Raw genomic sequence first — 21,565 nt, forward strand, 5'->3', positions numbered from 1 at the left:
AATTTTTGATGGCTGCTGTTTATTTGATTGATGTTGATTATCCGTTGTATGAAAATCAGCTAAGGGATGTATCAAAAAAATAAAAAAAGATAGAGAATTATAGATATTCTCTATTTTTTAACTTTTACAGTTCTTTTTACAGTGTCTTTTAGGTAGGTTACTTGGTAAGTTACTTTTTTGCCTTTTTTGAGTTTTTTAAGCACTGATTTTTTGACGGTTACTTTTGCTATTCCTTTTTTGTTGGTTTTTGCCTTGTATTTTTTGCCTTTGAACTTGAAGGTCACTTTTTTGTTTTTAAGTGCTTTTTTGCCTTCTTTTAAGGTTGCTTTCAGTACAAGTTTTTTGGCTGATTTTTTGACTTTGACCTTTTTGAGGGTTAAGATCTGTTTTACGTTTACCTTGTTTGTCACTTTGATTCCTTTGTATTCGGCTGTTACCTTGTATGTTTTCGGAAGGTAACTTTTGGTGAATTTCAAGGTAATGTAACCATTCTTATCAGTTTTAAGTGTTTTTGCTTTACCGTTCACTGTCACTTTAACTGCAACGTTTGATCCGACAGGTTTGCCGTCATCTCCTATGATGCGAAGCTTGTATGCGTAGTTTTTGGCATAGTATGTATTCACATTCTTGTTTCCAGTGATTCTGGTTGTGATTTTAACTGTTTTAGTGACATTGTCGTTGTTTAATGGATTTACAGTTGTCACTTCATATGTTCCAATTGCCAGTTTGATGTTTAGTATTGCAATACCTTCATCATTGGTGGTGGCATTGTATTGGTTGCCGTTTATGATGAATTTGACCTGTTTTTTAGCCATTGGGTTTCCGTTTCCGTCAACAACTGTTACTTGATAGTCCACACCACTATTGTATCCCCTGGTCATGTCCACTGCTTTTATGATTGCTGTGACATTTGCAATGCTGGTTTCCTTGGATTTTGCAGGATAGTTTTCATCACCACTATATTTAAAGTCCACAGTACTGTCTAATGGTATCAGAGGCATGGTTACTATTGCTTTGCCGTTTTCTACTGTTGCGTTGTATTGTTTGCCGTCAACTATAACTGTAACGTTTCCTGTAGCATCTTCAGGGAAAGTGAATGTTATTACAGTTTCGTTTGCAGTGTTTGTTGCGGTTATTTCAGGTTCGAAAGCTTTATTTTTCAGCACACTAACTTTAACCGTATCATTCATTGCTGAAGTGTAATTTTCAGTTTCAGCGTATTTGACGGTTATAGTATAGTTTCCAACTTTAACTCCTGTGAATATTATTGTATTTGTGCCTGCAGTCAATGTTTCCTCTTTAGTTTGGTTTCCAACAGTTATATTGTATTTTCCACCGGTATCAATGGCAATAACAATAATTACATCATTAGGGTAGGTTACGTTTTCAGAACTAACTGTTATTGTTGGAGTTACCTTTAGGATGTTTACCTTGACTGTGTCGTTTGTTGCGCTTGTGTAGTTTTCTGTTTCATCATAAGTCACATTAACTGTGTATTCTTTTGCAGCCAGTCCTGTGAATGTTACAGTTTCTGCAATGTTTGCTGTCAGGTTGAGTTCTATTTGCTGATCTGCGATTTTTACTATGTATTTGCCTGTTATATCACCGGTAATGTTCACAATTATATTTCCAGGATAGGTCACGTCATTTGTGACAACATTTATTATTGGAGTTAACTTGTTGACTCTGAAGGTTTTTGTTACATTGCTTGGAAGAACAGTATCGTTTCCAGCGTTTGATATTGTAATGGTGTATGTTCCTGCAGCCAAATCAGGGTTAAGTATTCTTTTATCGGTTATATTGCTGAATACTGTTTCATTATCCTCATTTTTTATGAGTACCTCAACTGTTGTAGGATTTACCACACTGAATTCAATTGTAACGTTTCCATAGTCAAATTCATCCTTATCCTCAATTGTCACAGTGCCTTCCATATATGCTTTGTTTACGGTAATTTCTGCTGTTTCAAAATGGGCAGTGAGGGATGTTTGGGTTGCTTTAGGTATGTAAGACGCCTCTGCAATTCCGTTATCATCAAGTGTTGTATTGTCTGCAACATCAATGTTTTCATTTGTTAATGTTAATGTTATCTGCGGCAATTTGCAGGTTTGTCCAATAAGTATTCTGGAATTTGCATTATCATATAGGTTATTCAGTGTGATATGAGCAATTCCATCAGCCATTGTCATGTTTAAGACATACCAGTTATTTATTTCCACATCCTCACTTACATCTGCAAAATTCTGATTGAAATTTGTTATGTTGTTTCCCCACCAGTTGTAATCTGCATTTAAAGCGGTAGGACTAAACCATGAGGTATCGTCATAATATATGACATTTCCACCGTTATTTATGAAAATGCAGTAATTGACTGGGTTTGATATCTCTTCCAGGTATATTGCGCTTCCGTTATCTGATGCGGTGTTGCTTATGAATGCCAATTTTGAGATTGTTTCCTCTTCATTACTTGAGTAAATTGCTCCGCCGTTTGTGGCTTGGTTTTTGATGAATGAGGAGTTGACAATACTGCTTTGTTTTGCGGCGAGATATATTGCGCCCCCATTATTTTCAGCACGGTTTTCCTGGAATGTTGAATTTTCAACTGTTTGATTTTTGCTTTTGAATATAACTCCTTCACGGAAGTAGATCGCTCCGCCGTCGTTGGCGGTATTTTTAATGAATACTGATTCGATAACATTTCCGTAATCGTAATCCCAAAAGATCGCTCCACCGTATCTGCCTGCGGTGTTGTTTTCAAAGTAGCTTGAGTCTACGGTTCCATAGTCATCATTCCAGTAGATTGCTCCGCCGTCCTCGGTTGCGGTGTTGTTTGCAAATTCACAATCGGACACTTTGCCGTACTCGTGATTCCAGTAGATCGCTCCACCTGATTTTGCTTTATTGAATGTGAAGTTGCTGGTGGTGACGATGCCTGTTATATAATTCCAGTAGATTGCTCCACCGCTTCTGCTTGCAGTGTTGTTTTCAAATAAGCTGTTGTGTATTTTTCCTTTTTCTCCATTAACGTAAACGGCAGCACCGTTATTTGCATCGTTTTTTATGAATGCACAGTTATCTATGTGAATATATTTTTGATTTGCATAGACTGCTCCTCCATCAGATGCAGAATTGTCGATGAATTTTGAATTGGTTATTCCTCCACGGATTTCATCGAAATAAATTGCACCTCCATAAAAGTTTGCCCGGTTATTGATGAAAGTGGAATTGTTTATGCTGCCCATAGGTCCTGTCCATGTTATAGCTCCACCGTTCATTGCGAAATTATTGGAAACGGTACAGTTTTCCATAGTCCCATAATTTCCGCTCCATTGGATAGGGCTTTTTTGGGATACTGGATCATATCCGTTTATCAGGTTTAAATTGATTAATTTAACATTATTTCCCACTACGTTCAATAATTTGGATATTCCAAGGGCATTGATGGTGTGTCCGTTACCATAAATGGTTAAACTGTCTTTGTTTATTATTATTCCGCCAATGCTGTCGATGCCATCTGTGATTGTGTAGTCCTGAGTCAGGTTCAGGGTAAAGTTTGCGGCATTGTCAACTAATTCCTGTAACAAATCGAATTGTCCTTTTTCTGTTGTATTGGCAGTATAGCTAAATCCATAAATGATTGCAGTTAAATATGCAGGTTTTTTAATTGTTTTATAGGATACTGTGACCATTCCATTTTTAATGATTGCATTATTTTTTACTATGAGATCGTTTCCAATGAGTTCGACAGCCACATCAGCAAGACTGCAATCTGTAACGGTTGCGATTGTTTTTTCCCGGTCGTCATATAAGTTGTTAAGTGATATTGTCGCCCTGTTGGATTTTAGTGTCATGTTCATGAAGTACCAATTATTTAATTGGGCATTCACTTTAGGGGTGCTGTTAAAGTTGTCTGCAGTGTTTCCCCACCAGTTGTAATCCAGATTGTTATTGTTATGGTTTTGAATGTATACGTCATAGGTGGATTTTGGATTTGCAAAAATGCTGTCTTTAACGGTTAATGTATATCCACCGGAGTTTGCATAAATCATTTTGTCGACATCATTGTCAATGAAAGAACATCTGTTGATAAGCACGCTATCTGTAACAGACCCTCCATCGTTGTCAATAAATATTACTCCCTCCTCATTATAATAACCATGATTTGAGGAATAAAAAGTACAATTATTGAAAGTGACGCATTTTGCACTTTTAATACTGACAGCATAGTCCAATGCATTGACAAAATTGATGTTATTGAATGTTACGTCTGCAGTTTCTTCATCGATTATCAAAATTGAGGCATATTCGGCACCATCAATTGCATGGCCGTTACCGTTTATTATCAGGTTTTTATTAATAATGATACCGCTTGCAACATCCATATCCTCTTTAGATTTGAATTTATAATCATTTTCTAAAATGAGCACGTTTCCGGTTTGGGCTATTATCTCATTAAGGTGGGTAAATGAATTACTGGTTATTGTGCTATTGCTTTCTGTGTTATTTTCCACTGTCACAGGTGTTGTTTTAAGGTAAAATGCAGCATTTGATGCAGCGGAGTTATTTATAAATGCAGTGTTGGTAAGATTACAGTTTGCACTTGAGAAATATGCTCCTCCAGCCACATAATCAGCTTCATTTCCAATAAATTCACAATTGTCGACAGCACAATTTTCTGCGTCAATGTATAATCCTCCACCATTGCTTGCATAGTTATTTATAAATTTTGAATTTGTAATCACGGTTTTTGAATTGATATAGGCTGCACCACCGTCATTTTTACTGTTACAATTTTCAAATGTTGATTTATCAATAATGTTTGCTGTGCTTTGGGTGGAATATAACTTAACAGCAGTAGCTTTAATGTTTTCAAATTCACAACCGGAAATAAATGTTATCTTAGTTGAGTTTATTGCCTCTCCTGTGTTTTCAAAAGTACAGTTTATAAATGTAATCTGGTCATTGCCGGAAGACATGCCACTTATTGCAGTTTCCTTCACGTTTATAATATTTAAATTTTTGACTGTGAGGTTTCTTCCGCCTGCAAAGTTAAAGATGCCGTTGACACCGTTACATCCGTCAATTGTATAGCCATTTCCGTTTATTGTAAGGTCTTTATCAACGGTAATCGCATTTCTATCGTCGAGGGAGGAGTAGAACTTATAATCATGAGTTAGGTTTATCTCATTTGAGGCTTTTGATATCTCATGTTTCAGTAGGGTTAATGAATCATACTCTCCGGCATGGGTTATTTTAAGGGAGCTGATAAGTGCACCGTTATAAAAAATTGATACAGTACCTTCCTTACCATCCAATGCAGTATAATTAAACGGTGTTGAAATTTTATTGGTGAATGTGATGTTTGTTGGATTTAGGTTACTGTCACTGAATTGGACTTGAAATGTTACAGGTTTTCCTTGAGGCATTTGTAAAAGAGTATCGTCGGATTTGAGAAACATGAGTTTTAATTCAACAGTATCGCCCAGCCTCACTTCTTTAGGTATTGTCGGGACATAAATATACCTGGAAAAAATTTGGCCATATATTCTCACTGTTTGGTATCCGGTAACAATAAATGGCTCATATCTGGTTTCATAGCCGTATCCAGATCCAACGAATCTCTCAGGGATTTCATTAGATTTTGTACCGTCCAGCCAGAGATTATACGACAGGCCAGCGGATTTATCACCGTTTTTAACATTTCCTTTTATATCAGGAGTGCAAAAAATTGATTCCTCTATTTTATTAGGACCGTCACAATAAATTAAACCATAATCCTCATCGGTTTGAGCAGCACCAAAGAAACATTTTTTAACACAAGGACTATACATGGTGTCTTCAAAATAGACAATTCCCATTTTAGCAACATTGTTCTCAAAGATACAGTTCTCAACAAGAAACTCATTTTTTAAACTAATTATTTTGTCGGTGTCATATCCTTCGTTGGATGTGAATCTTCCATTATTTTCAAAAATACATCCAGTCATGACATTATTTCCGGTTCCATAAAAAATTTCAGCTCCCCTTGCAGAATTGTTTCTAAAAATACAATTGGAAATCGTACATTTATCGGATCTTGCAAATGACAATACGCTATGTGAATTGCCTTCAAAAATACAATTTTCGATTTTGCCGTACTTAGTAACAGATTCAACAGATATAGCATAAGAGCTAGAACTTGAAGTGCCGGCAAATCCTGTAATTCGCAAATTTTTTAAATTAATCGCACAATTCCTGAATACGAATCCATTTGATTTTCCTGCACAGTCAATCGTATGCCCATTTCCATTAATGTTCATAGTGTGGTCAATGACTATTGCGTCCTTAGGACCCTCACATCTATAATTCTTATACAAAACGACATTTTGATAGCCAGATGTGGTGAGTATATTCCTTAACTCAGAGAATGTGCCCCATTCACCTGATTCGCCATCATCCAATATGTTTTCCTGTTCTTCATCCGTTGCATACAATACGCTTTCCGGTTCTTCATCAGTCATATTCAATATGTTTTCCTGTTCTTCATCAAAATCTGCATTTTCAGTAATGCTATCTTCATCAATATCATTTGCAATAGAGTCTGTCGAGTTTAAGTCACTTGCAGCAACCGCAGAAAGTGAACATAAAAGAACGAAAAAAATTGAAAAAATTACAATTACCCTATTTTTATTCATAATGGCCTCCCATGTAAATTTTAATTGTAATATATTTCTTTAATTAATCTATATTAAATTTAGTTTATTTTTTTTAAATGAATTAGAGAGACATGTATAAATTTTTTTGCAAATTTTTAAAAAAAGAAAGGAATTGCAGATGGAAAACCATATGCATAATATTTTTCAGTATCTGCGATTGTTAATATTCGTTAAGTTAACAAAAAATAGAAAATAGATGGAATAATTTGAATTATTCCATAAAGATTGCAGGTTTGTAAGGCATTGCGTTTTTAGCCTTGTTTTGTGGGTCGTATGAGTCATCGGTGTGGATAATTACTTCATTGCCGCTTTCCTCTTTGATGTAGTCAAGTGCATCGGTTAAGATTTCCTCTTCGTTGATCTTGCCGATGTAGCGGGTTTTGGTTATTTCCTTACCGATTTTTTTGGCCACCATTGCTATTTCCTTTTTGTCGTCATAGATATTGGCGCCGATGGCTCTTCCCATAATCTGGCCGATGTCAGGTTTTCCTACTTCATCAGCTATTTTGTAAAGGTCCCATTTCCAGTCAGGGGCAAGGTAGATGTGAATCTTTTCAACTTCATCTCCAACCATCTGCTTGATGTGGGCGATATCCTTGATGATGTTTTCAACCAGTGACTCTGCCTTTTCGATTTTTATATCCATAAGGCTTTCGTCAGCTTCAGGCCAGCTGGACTGGCTTACAAATCCTTCTCCACCATATTTGGACCATAATTCCTCACAGGTGTGTGGAGTGAATGGTGCTAAAAGCCTGATCCATGCTTCAAGGACAGTTGACAGCACGTAAATTACTGCAGGGTCCTGTGCATCGATTATGTGTTTTACACGGTACAGGTAGTGGTCAACATCCTTTTTAAGAAGGAACAGTGAATCCTGTAATGCCTGTCTTGTCTGGAAGACTTCCAAAGCTTCTGTTGCATTTTTGATGTGTTCGTTTAGCTGGCTTATCATCCATAAGTCAATGGTACGGGTCAGTTCCACCTCTTCAATGTTGCTTAAGTTTAATGGTGAACCTTTAATCTCTTCGACTCTTGCTGCAAATTCCCTGAACCATTCAAGTCTTCTTTTGGTTCCAAGAACTTCCTTTTCCCTCCAGTCGAAGTCCTGCCATGGTTCTGCGGAAGCCATCAGGAAGAGCCTTACGACATCAGCGGTGTAGTCCCTGATTGCATCTTTTAAGAGGATGACGTTACCTTTGGATGATGACATCTTGTTCCCTTCCAGAAGTCCCATACCGAACACTACGGTTCCTTGAGGCCATTTTTCTTTTGGATAGATTGCACTGTGGGCAAACATCAAAAAGCTCAGGTGGTTACCTACCAGGTCCTTTGCGGACAGTCTCCAGTCTAATGGGTACCAGTAGTTGAATTCATCCTGAATTTCCTGTACTTTTTCTGCAGGAACGGTAATTTCGCCTGAATCCTTGTTCAATAAAACTTTGTCAAAGAATGCAGGGGTCAAATCATCCGGATTCATGTCTTTTAGGTATTTTGCAATTGCATAATAGGACATGTAGATTGTAGAATCGGTCAATGGCTCGATCAGCCATTGGTTGTCCCATGGAAGTCTGGTTCCAAGTCCCACTTTTCTGGAACATGCCCAATCATCCAGCCAATTGATGTAATAGTCAAAATTATTTTTGATTTCCTTTGGAATGATGGTTTCGCCTTCAAGCACTTCCAAGGTCTTTTCGGTCCATTCCTCATTTCCGTATTTCATGAACCATTGGTCATCCATGATTTTGACGACACAGTTGTTTCCGCATCTGCACACTACAGGCCTTTCGGCAAAGTCATACATGATTGTTGCCATGTTTTCGGCTATTAATTTCTCTTTAAGCTCTTCACGTGCAAAGCGAACTTTCATTCCACCAAAGTCAGGAATGGATTCGATGATTGTACCTTTGCTGTGCTGCTGCTTGTACAGCTCATTGGTGGCTTCATGCAGCTTTTCATCGTTTTGGTCAGTAATTCCTAATCTTTCGATGATGTCTGCTGCAGGGATTTCCCCATAGCCCTTAAGGGTACATACCGGAATAGGTTCCACGTTTTCAATGATGCCTCCTAAATTGTATTTGGCTATCATTTCATCGTTTTTCTTCAAGTCCTGAAGTGCAATGTAGTCTGCAGGTGCATCTGCAGGTTCGGAAAATACGACACCGCTTCCGTAGGATGCGCTAACAAAGCTTGCAGGGAAAATTGGCAGTTCGTCTCCGGTGAATGGATTTTTAGCCATTTTTCCTATTAATTCATTAGGGTCAATTTCAGATATGATGTCCAAATCCTTGATTTGGTTGGATAAATTATAGTGAGCTTCTTTTGTAATTACCCATTTTTCGCCTTCGGCATTAACCAAGACATATTCGACATCAGGGTTCAGCCAGATGTTTGTTGCTCCAACTATGGTTTCAGGCCTAAGGGTTGCGGTAACTAAAATCTTATCTTCAATTGGGAATTTCAATAGTGTCAGTTCATTGACGCCTACTCCTTCACCTTCGAGCAGATCGTGGTCTCCAACAGGGTTGTCACAGTTCGGACAGTATTTTACAGGGTGCTCTCCTTTCTGAACCAATCCCTTTTCATATAATGTGGTTATCTGCCATTCGATGAATTTTCTGTAGGTCGGGTCGATTGTTCTGAATTCCCTTCTCCAGTCGATTGAATATCCCATTTCATCCATCACTTCATGGTATTCTGTTGAGAAGTATTTCACAATGTATTCAGGGTCTTCAAGTTTTGGCAATGTTTCTTTTGGAACTCCGTGGACCCTGTGGTACAAATCAAGTGTCCAAGGGTCTTTTCTTTGAATCCTGTCAGCTATTCCGATAACCGGTGCACCGGTAACGTGCCAAGCCATTGGGAACAATACGTTGTAGCCTTCCATTCTTTTGAACCTTGCATAAACATCAGGCACGGTATAAGTACGGCCGTGGCCTATGTGCATTGCTCCACTAGGGTATGGAAAAGCAACGGTAAGGTATAGTTTTTCTCGTTCGTCAGGGTTTGATTCAAACAGTTTTGCATCAGCCCATTTCTTCTGCCATTTCTTTTCAATATTTTCGCTCACTAAATCACCATTATAATATTTTTTTAGGAATTTCAGGAACTTTGCTTTTGTGTTCGCTCCTAATTATTTTATTGATAATCATATTAACGTCATCAACTGAAATGTCAAGTTTTTCAGCTATTTGGGTATTTTTCATATCCTTTTCAGTAAAGAGATATAGGATTTCATCAAGCAAATCGTAACTCATTCCAATTTCTTCCTCATCGCTCTGGTTTTCCCAGAGGCCTGCCCTTGGAGGCTTTTTGATGATTTCCTCTTGGATGTTCAGGTATTCGCTTAACTTGTAAACTTCACTCTTGTATAGGTCTCCAATCGGTTCCATGTCGCACGCGCCATCTCCATGCTTTGTGAAATAACCAATCAGAATTTCGCTTCTGTTACCTGTTCCGCTGACAAGGTAGTTTTTAGCGTTTGCATAATAATAAATGATTGACATTCTGATTCTTGCTTTGAGATTTCCTATTGCAAGACTATCCTCTTCAAGCTGTGTCAGGCATAAATATTCATTCAGAATGCTGTCGATAGCTATTTCTCTGTATTCGATACCTAATCTTTGCGCTATTTCGATTCCATGAACAGTGTCTTCAGCAGGTGTTGTAGCGGACGGCATGACAATTCCAAATACATTGTCATTTCCAACTGCTTCGCATGCAAGATAGGCTATCAATGTCGAATCGATTCCTCCGCTCAAGCCGACTACAATCCCGTCGGTTTTAGACTCGGATACTTTTGATTTGATGAATTCAACAATTGTGTCCTTTGTTTTTTTGCAGTTTATTTCCGGAATTTCGCTAATGATTTCACCAGCCTAATCATCTATACAATAAATAATATGTACTTATTAATTTATATATTATATCATGTCCGATGTAGAACTATTTTGTGAGAAATCATTTTCCTGTGCAGACCAGGAAATCGTTGATAGCTTTGTCGAGTTTCAAAATGCATTGATTGAGGCAGACATCGAAAAGTTGGATGAAATCCTTTCAGATGATTTCAGACTCACTCAGGCTCCAAACAGGTCTCAGGATAAAAAGGAATTCATCTCTGAGATTGGTGACGGGTCCATGGATTTTTCAAAATCCGATATAATGGATCCTACAATACTGTTTGATGATGATGAGTCTGCTTCCTTGATATCCAAAGTCAGATTGACTGCCAAGGTCTACGGCAGGGAACTGAGATGGATTTCCGATACTGTGGCCAATTTTAGAAAAACAGATGGAATCTGGCATGTTGTCGGATGGGACAGCTAATTTTAAAAAAATAATAATTGAGGAAAAAATTCCTCATAATTTCTATCTTATTTTAAGACAAATCTTTTAAGGCCGATAATACTTAGGATTATGGCTATTATATAACCTATTAATGAAATTAAAGGCATATCAAATACCATCGGTCCGAATGAAACGACTGAAGATCCGATTATAAGTGCGGAGATTAATGCGACTATTGTAACCTTATCGGTAATGTCGACTTCAAACCTGAATTGCAACTCTTCATTGTCGATTTTGTGGATTGTCCTTGTGAGAAGTTTTGGCAGGGACTGAAGCATATGTTCATATAGGATGAGGTTGCTTTTTTTGCCTTTTAACATCTGCTTAGGGCTGAGCCTTTGTTTTGCAATTTGTTTTGCAACAGGTTTGATTGATGCGAAAACATCGATTTCAGGGTCAAGATTGTGGGCAATTGCTTCAATCATTGACAGGCCTCTTGCCATGGTAACGACTTCATTAGGAAGAATCACGCCATATTCCTGCATAAGGCTTAGAAGTGCCTCTAAAACTCCATCGAAACGGTTCAGCTGCACACCGAAGTACCTTCCGAAGAGGTCATTGAGATCCCTTCTTAAGGAAGATGTGTCAATGTCATAATCCAATATGTCCATGTACATCAGCTGATTTATCAGTCCGTCAACGTCCTGGTCCATGAACAGCAATATCACTTCGGAAAGGTCATGCTTGAATTTTTCATCGAAGAATCCCATCATACCCAAATCAAGATAGCACACTACGTTGTCTTCAAGAATCATCACGTTTCCCGGATGCGGGTCTCCATGGAAAAATCCGTCTATGAACAGCTGTTGGAGATATGAGTCAAGGACATTTTTTGCCAAGAGTTTTTTGTCGAACTTATCGCTGGTGCTTTCATACACGTCATTTAATTTGGTACCCTCAATGAATTCCATTGTCAATACTTTTGAGGAACAATATTTGGCGTAGGTGGCCGGAATGTGTATGGCTGGATTTTCAACGAAATTCATTTCAATGCGTTGCATGTTCATGAATTCATTGTTGTAATCGATTTCCTTATGAATTGAACGGTCAAACTCGTCCATTATTCCCGGAAGGTTAAGTTTCCTGAGATTTGCATTCAATTTGTCAGTACGGTTGGCAATATATTTCAATATCCTTATGTCAAGGTCAATCTTGTCGGTGATGCCTTCTTTTTGGATTTTGACTGCAACTCTTTCACCGGTAATCAATCTTGCTTCATGAACCTGTCCGATGGATGCGGTAGCTAAATGGTCATGTTTAAATTCTTCGAAAAGCTCATCAATGTTTCCATTAAGTTCCCTTTCGACTATTGCCTTGACCTGCTCGTATGTTATTGCCGGATTGTCGTCCTGCAGATTTGCAAGCTCCTCCGCAATCCTTTCCCCAACGATATCAGGTCTTGTACTTAACAGTTGGCCAAATTTGATGAATGTGGTTCCCAATTCCTGAAGCATCAATCTTAGCTTTACGGGAATTTCATCATCCAGCAAAAGTTCATTGGCTGCAGCATCGTCTTTTCCGCGTATTTTGTTTTTTGCGGTTTGGCCCAAAATTTTATCGAAGCCATATTTTTTTACGGCTGCTCTAATTTCGCCCAAACGTTCTTTAGTTTCCTTATCCATTATATCACGTTACTATTTAACTTTCAACGATACTTGATGCAAAGAATGTTATTCCTTCCATAATAAGACATATTCCTACAAGGATTGCAGTATATAACGGCTGTGCGATTGAAAATGTTGCTAAGAAGAATGCCACTATACCTAAGATTAAAATCAATATTGAGGTAATTCTTGATATTGAATTGAATCCGAAAAAGATACCTGCAATACCTGCAAATATCATTACAAATGCAATCAAATAGAATATGTATCCAACAAGGAATGATAATGCGTCTATTTCATAAATAAACAATATTCCGAATAGTATTGCACAGATACCAAGCAATATCTTGATTGCTGAAACGTGGGCCATCATGCTCCACACTGAAAATCCGTCAATAATTGAAGCAAATCCGAATGCTATCAGGCAGATTCCTGCGATCCATGATACAGCTGCTGCGCTGTACATTGGGTAAACTATGAAAAGCAAACCCAATATTATAAATATAATTCCGAGTAATTTCCTATAGTCCATAATTAAATCACCTTTTTATATATGTATATATTTTTTGTGTCACCACTATTAAATTTTAAGTTAAATTCTTAAATTATGGAAAGTATCCATTAAAAGTAAAAAAATAATATAAGCATGTTACTGTTTGATTGCTTTGTATTTTGTTCATGATTAAGTTCTTTAATTGACACTTATAAATGATTTTTAAAGAGATTTAAATATTGAAACATTGAAATGGTAATATAAGTTACCTGAACTTTGGGTTTGAGGGACATTCTTGAGATTAGTTAAATGCCTAGGGTCAGGGATATAAAGGAAATGAGAGTATGAGTGTGAATAATGATCAAAATCAAACAATAAAGGAAAAGATTAGAATGGCTTTTTCATTATCGGAGGATTCCGCTTCTCATGAGGAGATTAAGGAACGTCTTTTGGATGGTGGAAAAATCACTGGAACCAACGTGTGTGCTTGTATGTGCGATGATAATCGCTTCTGTCGGTCTAAATATGAGTTCGACTGCAGTAATTATCGGGGCAATGCTGATTTCGCCTATAATGGGCGGCATTCTTGCTTCCGCATATGGAAATGTGTCAGCGGATTATTCGCTATTTACAAACCATATGATTGGCTTTGGAATGCAGATTGTGATAAGTGTAGCTGCAGCTTCAATTTACTTTTTCCTCTCTCCGGTCAAGGAGCCGACTGTTGAATTGCTTGCAAGAACATCCCCAACTTTTTATTTAACCATTATTAAGTGAAAATAATTCAGGAATCCCCATCTTCTATAGGATGGGGTGGTTCAACTATCATAGTAAGCATATAATGGTCAATTATCTGACCACATATTTATATATTATGTGGTCAAATATTTAACCAATAGATTAAATATTTTTTCCGGGATGTGGTTTTAAATGTATGAAAAAGAAGAAATCATCAGTGATTATATTAAAGAAGAATTATATGATGTACCTAATATTTTAGATAATGAATTAACATTGGAAGGTAGAAGTTTTGAACATAGAAAAGAGTTTGAATTTATTAAACATCATATTGATGAGTTTTTAGAAAAAACAACCAATAACCGTTATTTTGCACTTCCCGGCTTAAGAGGTGTCGGGAAAACAACATTACTATATCAAACCTATGAATACCTGTTCAAATCCAAAAACATCAATCCCAATCAGATACTGTTCATTTCATGCGAAAACCTAAATGACATAATGGATTTTAAAATCATAGATGTTGTAAAACAGTTTTTAGAAACCTACCACAACACAACCCTAAGAAGACTGGACAAAAAGATATTCCTGCTCATTGATGAATCACAGTATGACAAGAGCTGGGCATTGTCCGGAAAGAGGATATATGACAGAACCAAAAACATATTCATGATCTTCACCGGCTCATCAGCACTGAACCTTGAATACGATGCAGACTCAGCAAGAAGACTTCTAAAAGAAAACATCACTCCACTAAACTACAATCAGCACCTGAAACTGAAATACAACTACAATGCAGCCAACGCTTCAGCATCCCTCAAAAAATTAATTTTCCAAGGCGACATAACCGATGCAGTCGCTTGCGAGCAACAGATAAATCAGGATTTAATCAACATCAACGGCTATTCAACAACGGAATGGGATGAATTTTTAAAATATGGTGGATTTCCAACATCACTATTTGAAACCAACCGCCATATAATCTGCAAAAACATAACCGGAATGATAAAAAAGGTAATATCACATGATATGGGAGCAATATCATCAATAACCACGGCCAGCCAAACACACGCCAACCGTCTATTGAGATTTCTTGCACTGCAAAAGCCGGGAGACATTTCCCAGGAAAAAATGGGAACATATCTTGGAACATCCAAAGGTAATGTAAGAAACATTCTTGACATTCTTGAAAAAACACGCCTGATATTTCATTGTGAACCACATATTGCATCACCTAAAAGATCTATCAAGTCATGGGAGTATTTCTTTGCAACATCAAGCATAAAACATATCCTGACATCATCAATAGGCAATCTCCATTCAAATAAAAAGGCATATCTTGGAGTTCTACTTGAAAATCTTGTGGCATCAACATTATTCTACCTGAGCAATGAGGAGGGAAACTATTTCACATTATATTATGATCCGGAAGACAAGACCAATGTCGATTTTGTAATTCAGGGCGAATTCCAAAAGGCAATACCTATAGAAGTGAGCATGGGCAAAAAGAAGAAAAGACAAATTGCTCAAGCAATCGAACGTTACAACGCTGATTATGGAATAATAATTTCAAATACAACTAAAACAATAGCTAAAAAAGATAATATTATTTATCTGCCTCCAAAAACATTCTCATTTTTATAAAATGAGTATTTTCAGATGGCAAATAGTAATTTAACATTTTTAGGGCTTTAAATTTGATAATTGGGAAAATGTTTTTTTTCCCAATCATGCCTTTAGGCTGTCAATATCTGCGGTAGTCCGCTCAGTTCACTTTTAAGTTCATTTATGGTGGTGGTGAATTGAGTAAAAGTTCAACTTGTGCAAAAATTTCACATGTTCAAAAAGAGGGGATTGTGAAGTAAAAAGACAAACAATATTTTACTAACAACTAACTTTATATACTATAAGAAATTAAAGTTACAATTAGTAACTAAAAGTAAGTTTATTTAAGGAGGTAATTTACTTGGCATTTAAAGATTATTTCAAATTCAACAAAGACAAGACAACATTCATTTTCATAGGCGGAAAAGGAGGAGTCGGAAAGACTTCAGTATCCTCTGCCACTGCATTATGGCTGGCTGAACAGGGCAAAAAAACATTGATTGTATCAACTGACCCTGCACACTCCCTATCCGATTCATTGGAAGTTCCAATCGGCAGCTACCCACGTGAAATCAAAACCAACTTATTCGCAGTTGAAATCGACCCTGATGTTGCAATGGAACAAAAGCAGGCACAACTGGAAGCCCAAAAGGCAGCAAATCCTGATGATAGCGATAGCCTGTTTGGCATGGACTTTTTGTCCGACCAATTGGACATGGTATCATCTTCACCTGGAGCAGATGAGGCCGCAGCATTTGAAATGTTCATGGGAGTAATGAATTCAGATGAATTTGATGTTGTGGTGTTCGATACAGCACCTACAGGACACACCTTAAGATTATTGTCCTTCCCTGAAGTAATGGACTCATGGGTGGGCAAGATGATGATGCTTAAGGCAAAACTAGGTTCAGCAACAAATGCACTCAGAAAAATCATGCCTTTCATGGATGAAGTCGATGATCCTCAAACATCAGAGGACTTGAAAAGGACAAAAGAGCAAATCGACCAGGCAAAAGAGGTATTGTCTGATCCTGACAGGACAACCTTCAAGATGGTCGTCATTCCTGAGGAGATGTCAATCTATGAATCCGAAAGGGCCCTGGAAGCTTTAGGCAAATATGACATAACTGTCGACAGCGTCATTGTAAATCAGGTGATGCCTGACATCTGTGACTGTGATTTCTGCCACTCAAGACACAAGCTTCAGCAAAAGAGATTGGCCTTAATCGACCAGAAGTTCCCGGACCAGCACATTGCTCAAGTGCCATTGTTCAAGGATGAGGTCAAAGGTCAGGAAAAGCTATTGAAATTGGCTCATATCCTATATGACGATGAGGACAACGATGAGGTTGTTCAGGAAGCTATTCAATTGTAAAAAAAATTAAAAGTTAAAAATTTTAACTTTTAATCACTATTTTTTCTTAAAACCCAACTAATCAGCTCGACAATCAATATTAGGAATATGAATATTGCAGAGTCAATAAATAATGCTTTATGGTAGAATGTCTCGTAAATAAACGACACTGCAAAACAGATAATGAAAATTATTGATATGGCCCTGAATATCTTGCTGATTTTCTCATTTTCATATTTCTGTTTGAATTTTAAAAGTATTGCAATTATTATTACTCCTAAGAGCAGTGCTCCAAACATTAAATGAGCAACAATCGGGATTTTTAAAGCTACTGAACATATGATGTATGCTATTATTATAATTATTCCAAATATTAACTCACTTTTCTCCATTTTATTTCTCCTTTAAACTTTTAACAATGTAATATATTTTTGATATTTATTATATTTTTTTTCATTCTAAAAAAAGTTAAAATAAGATTATTTTAACTTTTCTTTCCTCATAATGGGTAGGGAACTTCATAAATCTGGTATTTTCTTGGAATATTGCATGCGGTCCATTTTTCTTCAGTAAAATACTGGTATGTTTCGCTTTTTGACAGTTTTTTAGTATATCCGTCGCCGACATATAATGCATCGTTCCTGTTTAGGCTTCCATCCGGATTTATTGTGACTTCAACATAATCATATGTGCCGTCATCTTTTGGGATGTTGAAGAACTTTTTGCCCTGCATATATCCGTCTCTGGTGAATGCAACATGTTCATACGCCCAATGCCAATCTTTTTTATCAACGAATTTATTTTTTATATAATTTCCAGCTCCATGTATTCCCATCATTGTTCCAATGGTGCTTGCAAGACCTAATGTCAGGCTTCCGGTCACAATCTTTCCGGCAATTCCAGTAACCAGATTGCTGACCATATACCCTGCCACAGTCAGCGGGTGAATCTTATTCATAATATTGTCAATGATATTTCCGCTGGATCTTTTGATTTTTGCATAGGTGTTTCCGATGCCGCTGATTATGTCGACGGGGGTTGTTCCTACACTGCAGCAGTCACAGGATGTAGGGACTAGTGAGCCTTTGTATGCAAAATCATCGTCAATTATTATCGCGTTGGATATTCCGCTTGTTGAATTGATGACAATTGTGGCATTGCTTCCGTCTTCACATAGAATATAAAACATTTCTCCAATCTGAGCAATGCTGAATTTATTATTTTCAACGGATTCGTAAAGGCTGTCTAAAGAATTTGTCAGATTGTTTGAATATCTCTCGGCAACTGGATTCAATACGTAACTTTCAATATTCGGCAGGTAAAACGAGTTCATCAGTCTAAACATTGCTGAATTTTGGCCATTTCCGGCAACATTCATTCCCATATCTGCGTTTAATATGTGAAGATAGGTGTCATCAAAGTTGATTCCTCCAAGTATTGTTGTTGTCCTTTTACGGTCCCATTTTACATTGAACTCCTTTGCATAATTGTCGGCTATCTCGTCTGCAAGCCATGCTGTCTCAAGACCCGCCAGAAACATTCCATAGATATTCATTATTCCGATTCTTGAAAGAAATCCGGAATTCACCATTAACCATTTATCCATGGTGGAATATCTCACCTTCTCATTGATTATGGCATATGACTGAAGCACTTCAAAGCCTCTGATAACGTTATATAAGTCGCTGCGACCATAGCTTATGCTTTCACTTTTTTCAAGCTCTTCAATGCCATTGACAATCAGTTTTGTTTTGATGTCCTCTCTTGATATGCTCGGCATGATCGAGTTTTTTGAATCGTCATATATGACGCTTTCTCCTGTATTTGTAAACCTGATGCTTTCGGTATTGTTCATGGTTAGCTGGTCGTAGTTGTTATAATTGATTTCATAGGCATTCTTTTCATATAATTTTCCCAAATTGCTTCTAAGGCCCACCTCATCATAGCTGCCGGTGAAAAACAATATCCTTGCCTTTATCAAGTCGTTCTGCAGGTATGTGATGATTTCAATGTTATCCAGATGCTTGTCCATAGTCAATCCGAAGAGGTCCGCATCGCACTGTGTCGTACTTCTGAATTCGATTTGTGTATAGTCATTTGCCTTTGAAATCATCACTCCGTCCCCTTTCAGATTATCCTTGTTGTAATCGCTTTTGAGACCGCTTCCGTCAAACGGCACAAGATATGTTTTATAGCCGATCACATTTGCATCAATCCCCGGCTGTGGATCTGTGGAGAACAGGTAATGTTTGCTTTCAGTGATGTGTATTGCAAAAACATCCTTTTTAGGCAGTTTTATTATTCCGTCATTTCCTGTTTTCAGGGTGTAGGCGGAATTGTGGAAAGCATAGGGTACGGTTACGTTGACATAATCTGGAATCATGGTAATGTGGCTGAAGGATGCTGTTTTCATTACTGCATTGACTGTTATATGATTGGTATGTACAAGCCCTTCATATTCGGTTGTAATGCTGTACTTTCCGGCCGGCAGGTCTATTGTCTGTACTGCAATACCTTTCGAATCGCTTTTTGGAGTGTATGTTTTGCTGTTCACTTTCAATGTCACTTTTTTATTAGGTGAAACCTTTCCGTTGCTGTTCAGCACTTTGACCGTGAATTTGCTTCCGTCCTTTTCGTCCATTGTCAGATCCCTTGTTTCAAGGATTGTCCTGATTGTTATCTTTTTTGTGACTGTTTCGGAGGTCTTGGAGTTGATAGATGAAATGCTGTAGGTTCCGGGTTTCAAATCTATGGACAGTTTTCCTTTGCCCTTCTTGCTGGTTTTAACGCTATGGCTTTTGCTGTTCAATTTGAATTTGATATTGGTGTTCTTAAGGAGCTTTCCTTTCTTGTCATAAAATGTTGCGCTATATGATGCCTTATTTTTATAGTATTTTGAAAAGTCACCCGCTTTTATTGTGCTTTTGATTGTCACTGTGCTTTTGACGCTGTTTTTATGATAGTTTTTCGTTTCGTCAAATGTGGTTGTTACCGTATATTTCCCACTCTTCAGGTTAAGGTTTATCGATGCCTTTCCATTGGAATCGGTTGTTTTGGTGTAGGTTTTTCCATCTATGGTAATTTTCACTTTGGATTTTTTCACTGCTTTTTTCAGTTCGTCCTTGACTGTAACAGTAAGTTTGCTTCCGTCCTTGTAGTGCATCTTCACATCAGGAGCCTTTATGTTCACTTTCAGTTTGCTGTCGGTTATTAGACTTGCATATGCCTTTTTGGAATTGTCTGCTTCTATCTTCTCATTGCTGAGACTAGCCTCAAGCTTTTCCATATTCTCGCAACCTGCCATGACTTCGTCCTGGCTTTCGGAAGAAATCTGGCAGATTTCGTCTTCTGGTTGTTTGATTGTCTGTTTCAATGTTTCATTATCCATTTCCGCTGCCGAAACGGTTCCAATAAGCAAAAAAAGTAGGATGATGAAACATATGGTGTTTATTTTAATGTTCATGATATCTACCTTCTGTCAATTTTTCTGTCTAATTGACGGTTAAAGTATGATATCTAGAACATATAAACTTTGATATTAAAATTAAATGGTAAATTGCTTTTATAATGAATTTTTAAGAGCAATCCTATGGATATATGACAATTATGCACATATAAGTAAATTCGCTGCTGGCAATGTCGCTTAAAGTGGCTGAAACAATTTTCTCATCCGGATAGCTTAGGCGTTCACAGACGGTCACTTTCCTGTCCTCTTCAACCCCATTGTCAAGCAGGAACTGTGCCATGTCCTTGACTTTTCTGGAGGGCAGTGCAATGGTTGTCTTGCCGTTGTTTATGACCGGAAGGATGTCCTCTATGTTTTCACGGCCGTGGAAGGTCATCACATTGGCATTGTCCCATTGGATGTGGCATTCTGCAGCAGCAAGCTGAAGTGAACTGATTCCTGGAATGACCTCGATGTTTTCTTCGGGAAAATTGTTTTCATCCGAAAGCCTTAGGACGGTATTCAAAACGCCTGAAAAACCTGGATCTCCGGTTGACAATATTGACACGGTGTTTCCATCGGCTGCCAGTTTGACCCCTTCCTCCAATTTGTCCAGCAGATCCTTGACGTTAAATGCGATTTTTCCTGGAGCATCATCAAACAGGTCAATCGCACGGGTGCTTCCGACAGTATAATCACTCATTTCAACGGTATCGATTGCTTTTTTTGTCAAATATTCGCTGGAACCAGGTCCAATTCCAATGATATAAATTTTACCGGTCATTTTAATCATCAATTCCTAATCTTTGTTTGAAATCATTTTTCAGGGATTCTCGAGTTTCAAGAGAATAGCTGTTGTTGTTTTCATCATGCAGGGTAAACATGGCCAATTCATAGATTATCCTGTTCATTGATTTGCCATATTCAGTCAAATAGTACTCGGTTGTAACTGGAGTAGTGTTCAGAACCTTTTTTTCAATTAATCCATTTTCTTCCAGTTCTTTAAGGCAATTGGATAATACCTTATTGGATAATTTGGGCTTGTCCTCTTTAAATTCTTTGAAATGCTTTTTGCCAAAAAACATGTCCCTTATAATCTGAACGCTCCATTTTTTGTTAATCAGATTTAAAGTCTTATCCACTGGGCAAACAACTTTGTCTGTGTTCATAATTAAAAGTTGATTTAATTTCTATTTAAAGTTACTTTTTTGTTACCCGGTTTCCTGGAGGTTACAAAAATCATTTAAATGCTGTTGATTATACTAATAATTAACAAAAATGAGGAGG

General features: G+C 37.5%; 13 protein-coding genes. 4 read left to right on the forward strand and 9 right to left on the reverse strand.

Going from position 1 to position 21,565, the window contains the following annotated elements; all coding sequences use genetic code 11:
- Positions 1–110: 110 nt before the first annotated feature.
- The 3 genes from ACJMML_RS05865 to ACJMML_RS05875 all read right to left on the reverse strand — a co-directional run bounded on the left by ACJMML_RS05865 (position 111) and on the right by ACJMML_RS05875 (position 10,561).
- Entirely contained in the window at positions 111–6,674 is a 6,564-nt protein-coding gene (locus tag ACJMML_RS05865) for a right-handed parallel beta-helix repeat-containing protein (protein WP_405306422.1), read from the reverse strand.
- 232 nt (positions 6,675–6,906) lie between these two features.
- Positions 6,907–9,762, reverse strand: a complete 2,856-nt coding sequence (gene leuS, locus ACJMML_RS05870; protein WP_405306423.1) for a leucine--tRNA ligase — start codon at positions 9,760–9,762, stop codon at positions 6,907–6,909.
- A gap of 10 nt (positions 9,763–9,772) precedes the next feature.
- A complete protein-coding gene (locus ACJMML_RS05875; RefSeq protein WP_405306463.1) occupies positions 9,773–10,561 on the reverse strand; it encodes an NAD+ synthase in 789 nt (262 codons plus the stop codon).
- A gap of 61 nt (positions 10,562–10,622) precedes the next feature.
- Here ACJMML_RS05875 and ACJMML_RS05880 point away from each other — a divergent pair, with 61 nt between their 5' ends.
- Positions 10,623–11,018 carry a nuclear transport factor 2 family protein gene (locus ACJMML_RS05880; protein WP_405306424.1) on the forward strand — a complete coding sequence of 132 codons (396 nt, stop codon included), beginning with the start codon at positions 10,623–10,625 and terminating at the stop codon, positions 11,016–11,018.
- 47 nt (positions 11,019–11,065) lie between these two features.
- Here the strand turns inward: ACJMML_RS05880 and ACJMML_RS05885 are convergent, their stop codons facing one another.
- Both ACJMML_RS05885 and ACJMML_RS05890 read right to left on the reverse strand, forming a co-directional pair.
- Positions 11,066–12,661: an ABC1 kinase family protein gene (locus ACJMML_RS05885; RefSeq protein ID WP_405306425.1), complete on the reverse strand. Its 1,596-nt coding sequence runs from the start codon at positions 12,659–12,661 to the stop codon at positions 11,066–11,068.
- A gap of 16 nt (positions 12,662–12,677) precedes the next feature.
- Positions 12,678–13,175 (reverse strand): DUF308 domain-containing protein, encoded by a 498-nt coding sequence (locus ACJMML_RS05890; RefSeq protein ID WP_405306426.1) that lies wholly within the window; start codon positions 13,173–13,175, stop codon positions 12,678–12,680.
- 414 nt (positions 13,176–13,589) lie between these two features.
- On the opposite strand from ACJMML_RS05890, the gene ACJMML_RS05895 reads away from it, so the two are divergent.
- The 3 genes from ACJMML_RS05895 to ACJMML_RS05905 all read left to right on the forward strand — a co-directional run bounded on the left by ACJMML_RS05895 (position 13,590) and on the right by ACJMML_RS05905 (position 16,854).
- Positions 13,590–13,913, forward strand: coding sequence for a DUF389 domain-containing protein (locus ACJMML_RS05895; RefSeq protein ID WP_405306427.1), 324 nt, complete (start codon positions 13,590–13,592; stop codon positions 13,911–13,913).
- Positions 13,914–14,066: 153 nt separating this feature from the next.
- Positions 14,067–15,518 (forward strand): ATP-binding protein, encoded by a 1,452-nt coding sequence (locus ACJMML_RS05900; RefSeq protein WP_405306428.1) that lies wholly within the window; start codon positions 14,067–14,069, stop codon positions 15,516–15,518.
- 322 nt (positions 15,519–15,840) lie between these two features.
- Positions 15,841–16,854: an ArsA family ATPase gene (locus tag ACJMML_RS05905; protein WP_303737976.1), complete on the forward strand. Its 1,014-nt coding sequence runs from the start codon at positions 15,841–15,843 to the stop codon at positions 16,852–16,854.
- Between the two features lie 29 nt (positions 16,855–16,883).
- Here the strand turns inward: ACJMML_RS05905 and ACJMML_RS05910 are convergent, their stop codons facing one another.
- The 4 genes from ACJMML_RS05910 to ACJMML_RS05925 all read right to left on the reverse strand — a co-directional run bounded on the left by ACJMML_RS05910 (position 16,884) and on the right by ACJMML_RS05925 (position 21,447).
- On the reverse strand, positions 16,884–17,225 hold the full coding sequence (locus tag ACJMML_RS05910; RefSeq protein WP_405306429.1) for a hypothetical protein: 342 nt from the start codon (positions 17,223–17,225) through the stop codon (positions 16,884–16,886).
- A 107-nt stretch (positions 17,226–17,332) separates the two neighbouring features.
- On the reverse strand, positions 17,333–20,296 hold the full coding sequence (locus tag ACJMML_RS05915) for a hypothetical protein (protein ID WP_405306430.1): 2,964 nt from the start codon (positions 20,294–20,296) through the stop codon (positions 17,333–17,335).
- 124 nt (positions 20,297–20,420) lie between these two features.
- Positions 20,421–21,062, reverse strand: coding sequence for a cobalt-precorrin-7 (C(5))-methyltransferase (locus ACJMML_RS05920; RefSeq protein WP_405306431.1), 642 nt, complete (start codon positions 21,060–21,062; stop codon positions 20,421–20,423).
- Between the two features lies 1 nt (position 21,063).
- Positions 21,064–21,447 (reverse strand): winged helix-turn-helix transcriptional regulator, encoded by a 384-nt coding sequence (locus ACJMML_RS05925; RefSeq protein WP_405306432.1) that lies wholly within the window; start codon positions 21,445–21,447, stop codon positions 21,064–21,066.
- Between the last annotated feature and the right edge of the window lie 118 nt (positions 21,448–21,565).

This window comes from Methanobrevibacter sp., assembly GCF_045130115.1.
In the GTDB taxonomy this organism is placed as follows: Archaea; Methanobacteriota; Methanobacteria; order Methanobacteriales; family Methanobacteriaceae; genus Methanocatella.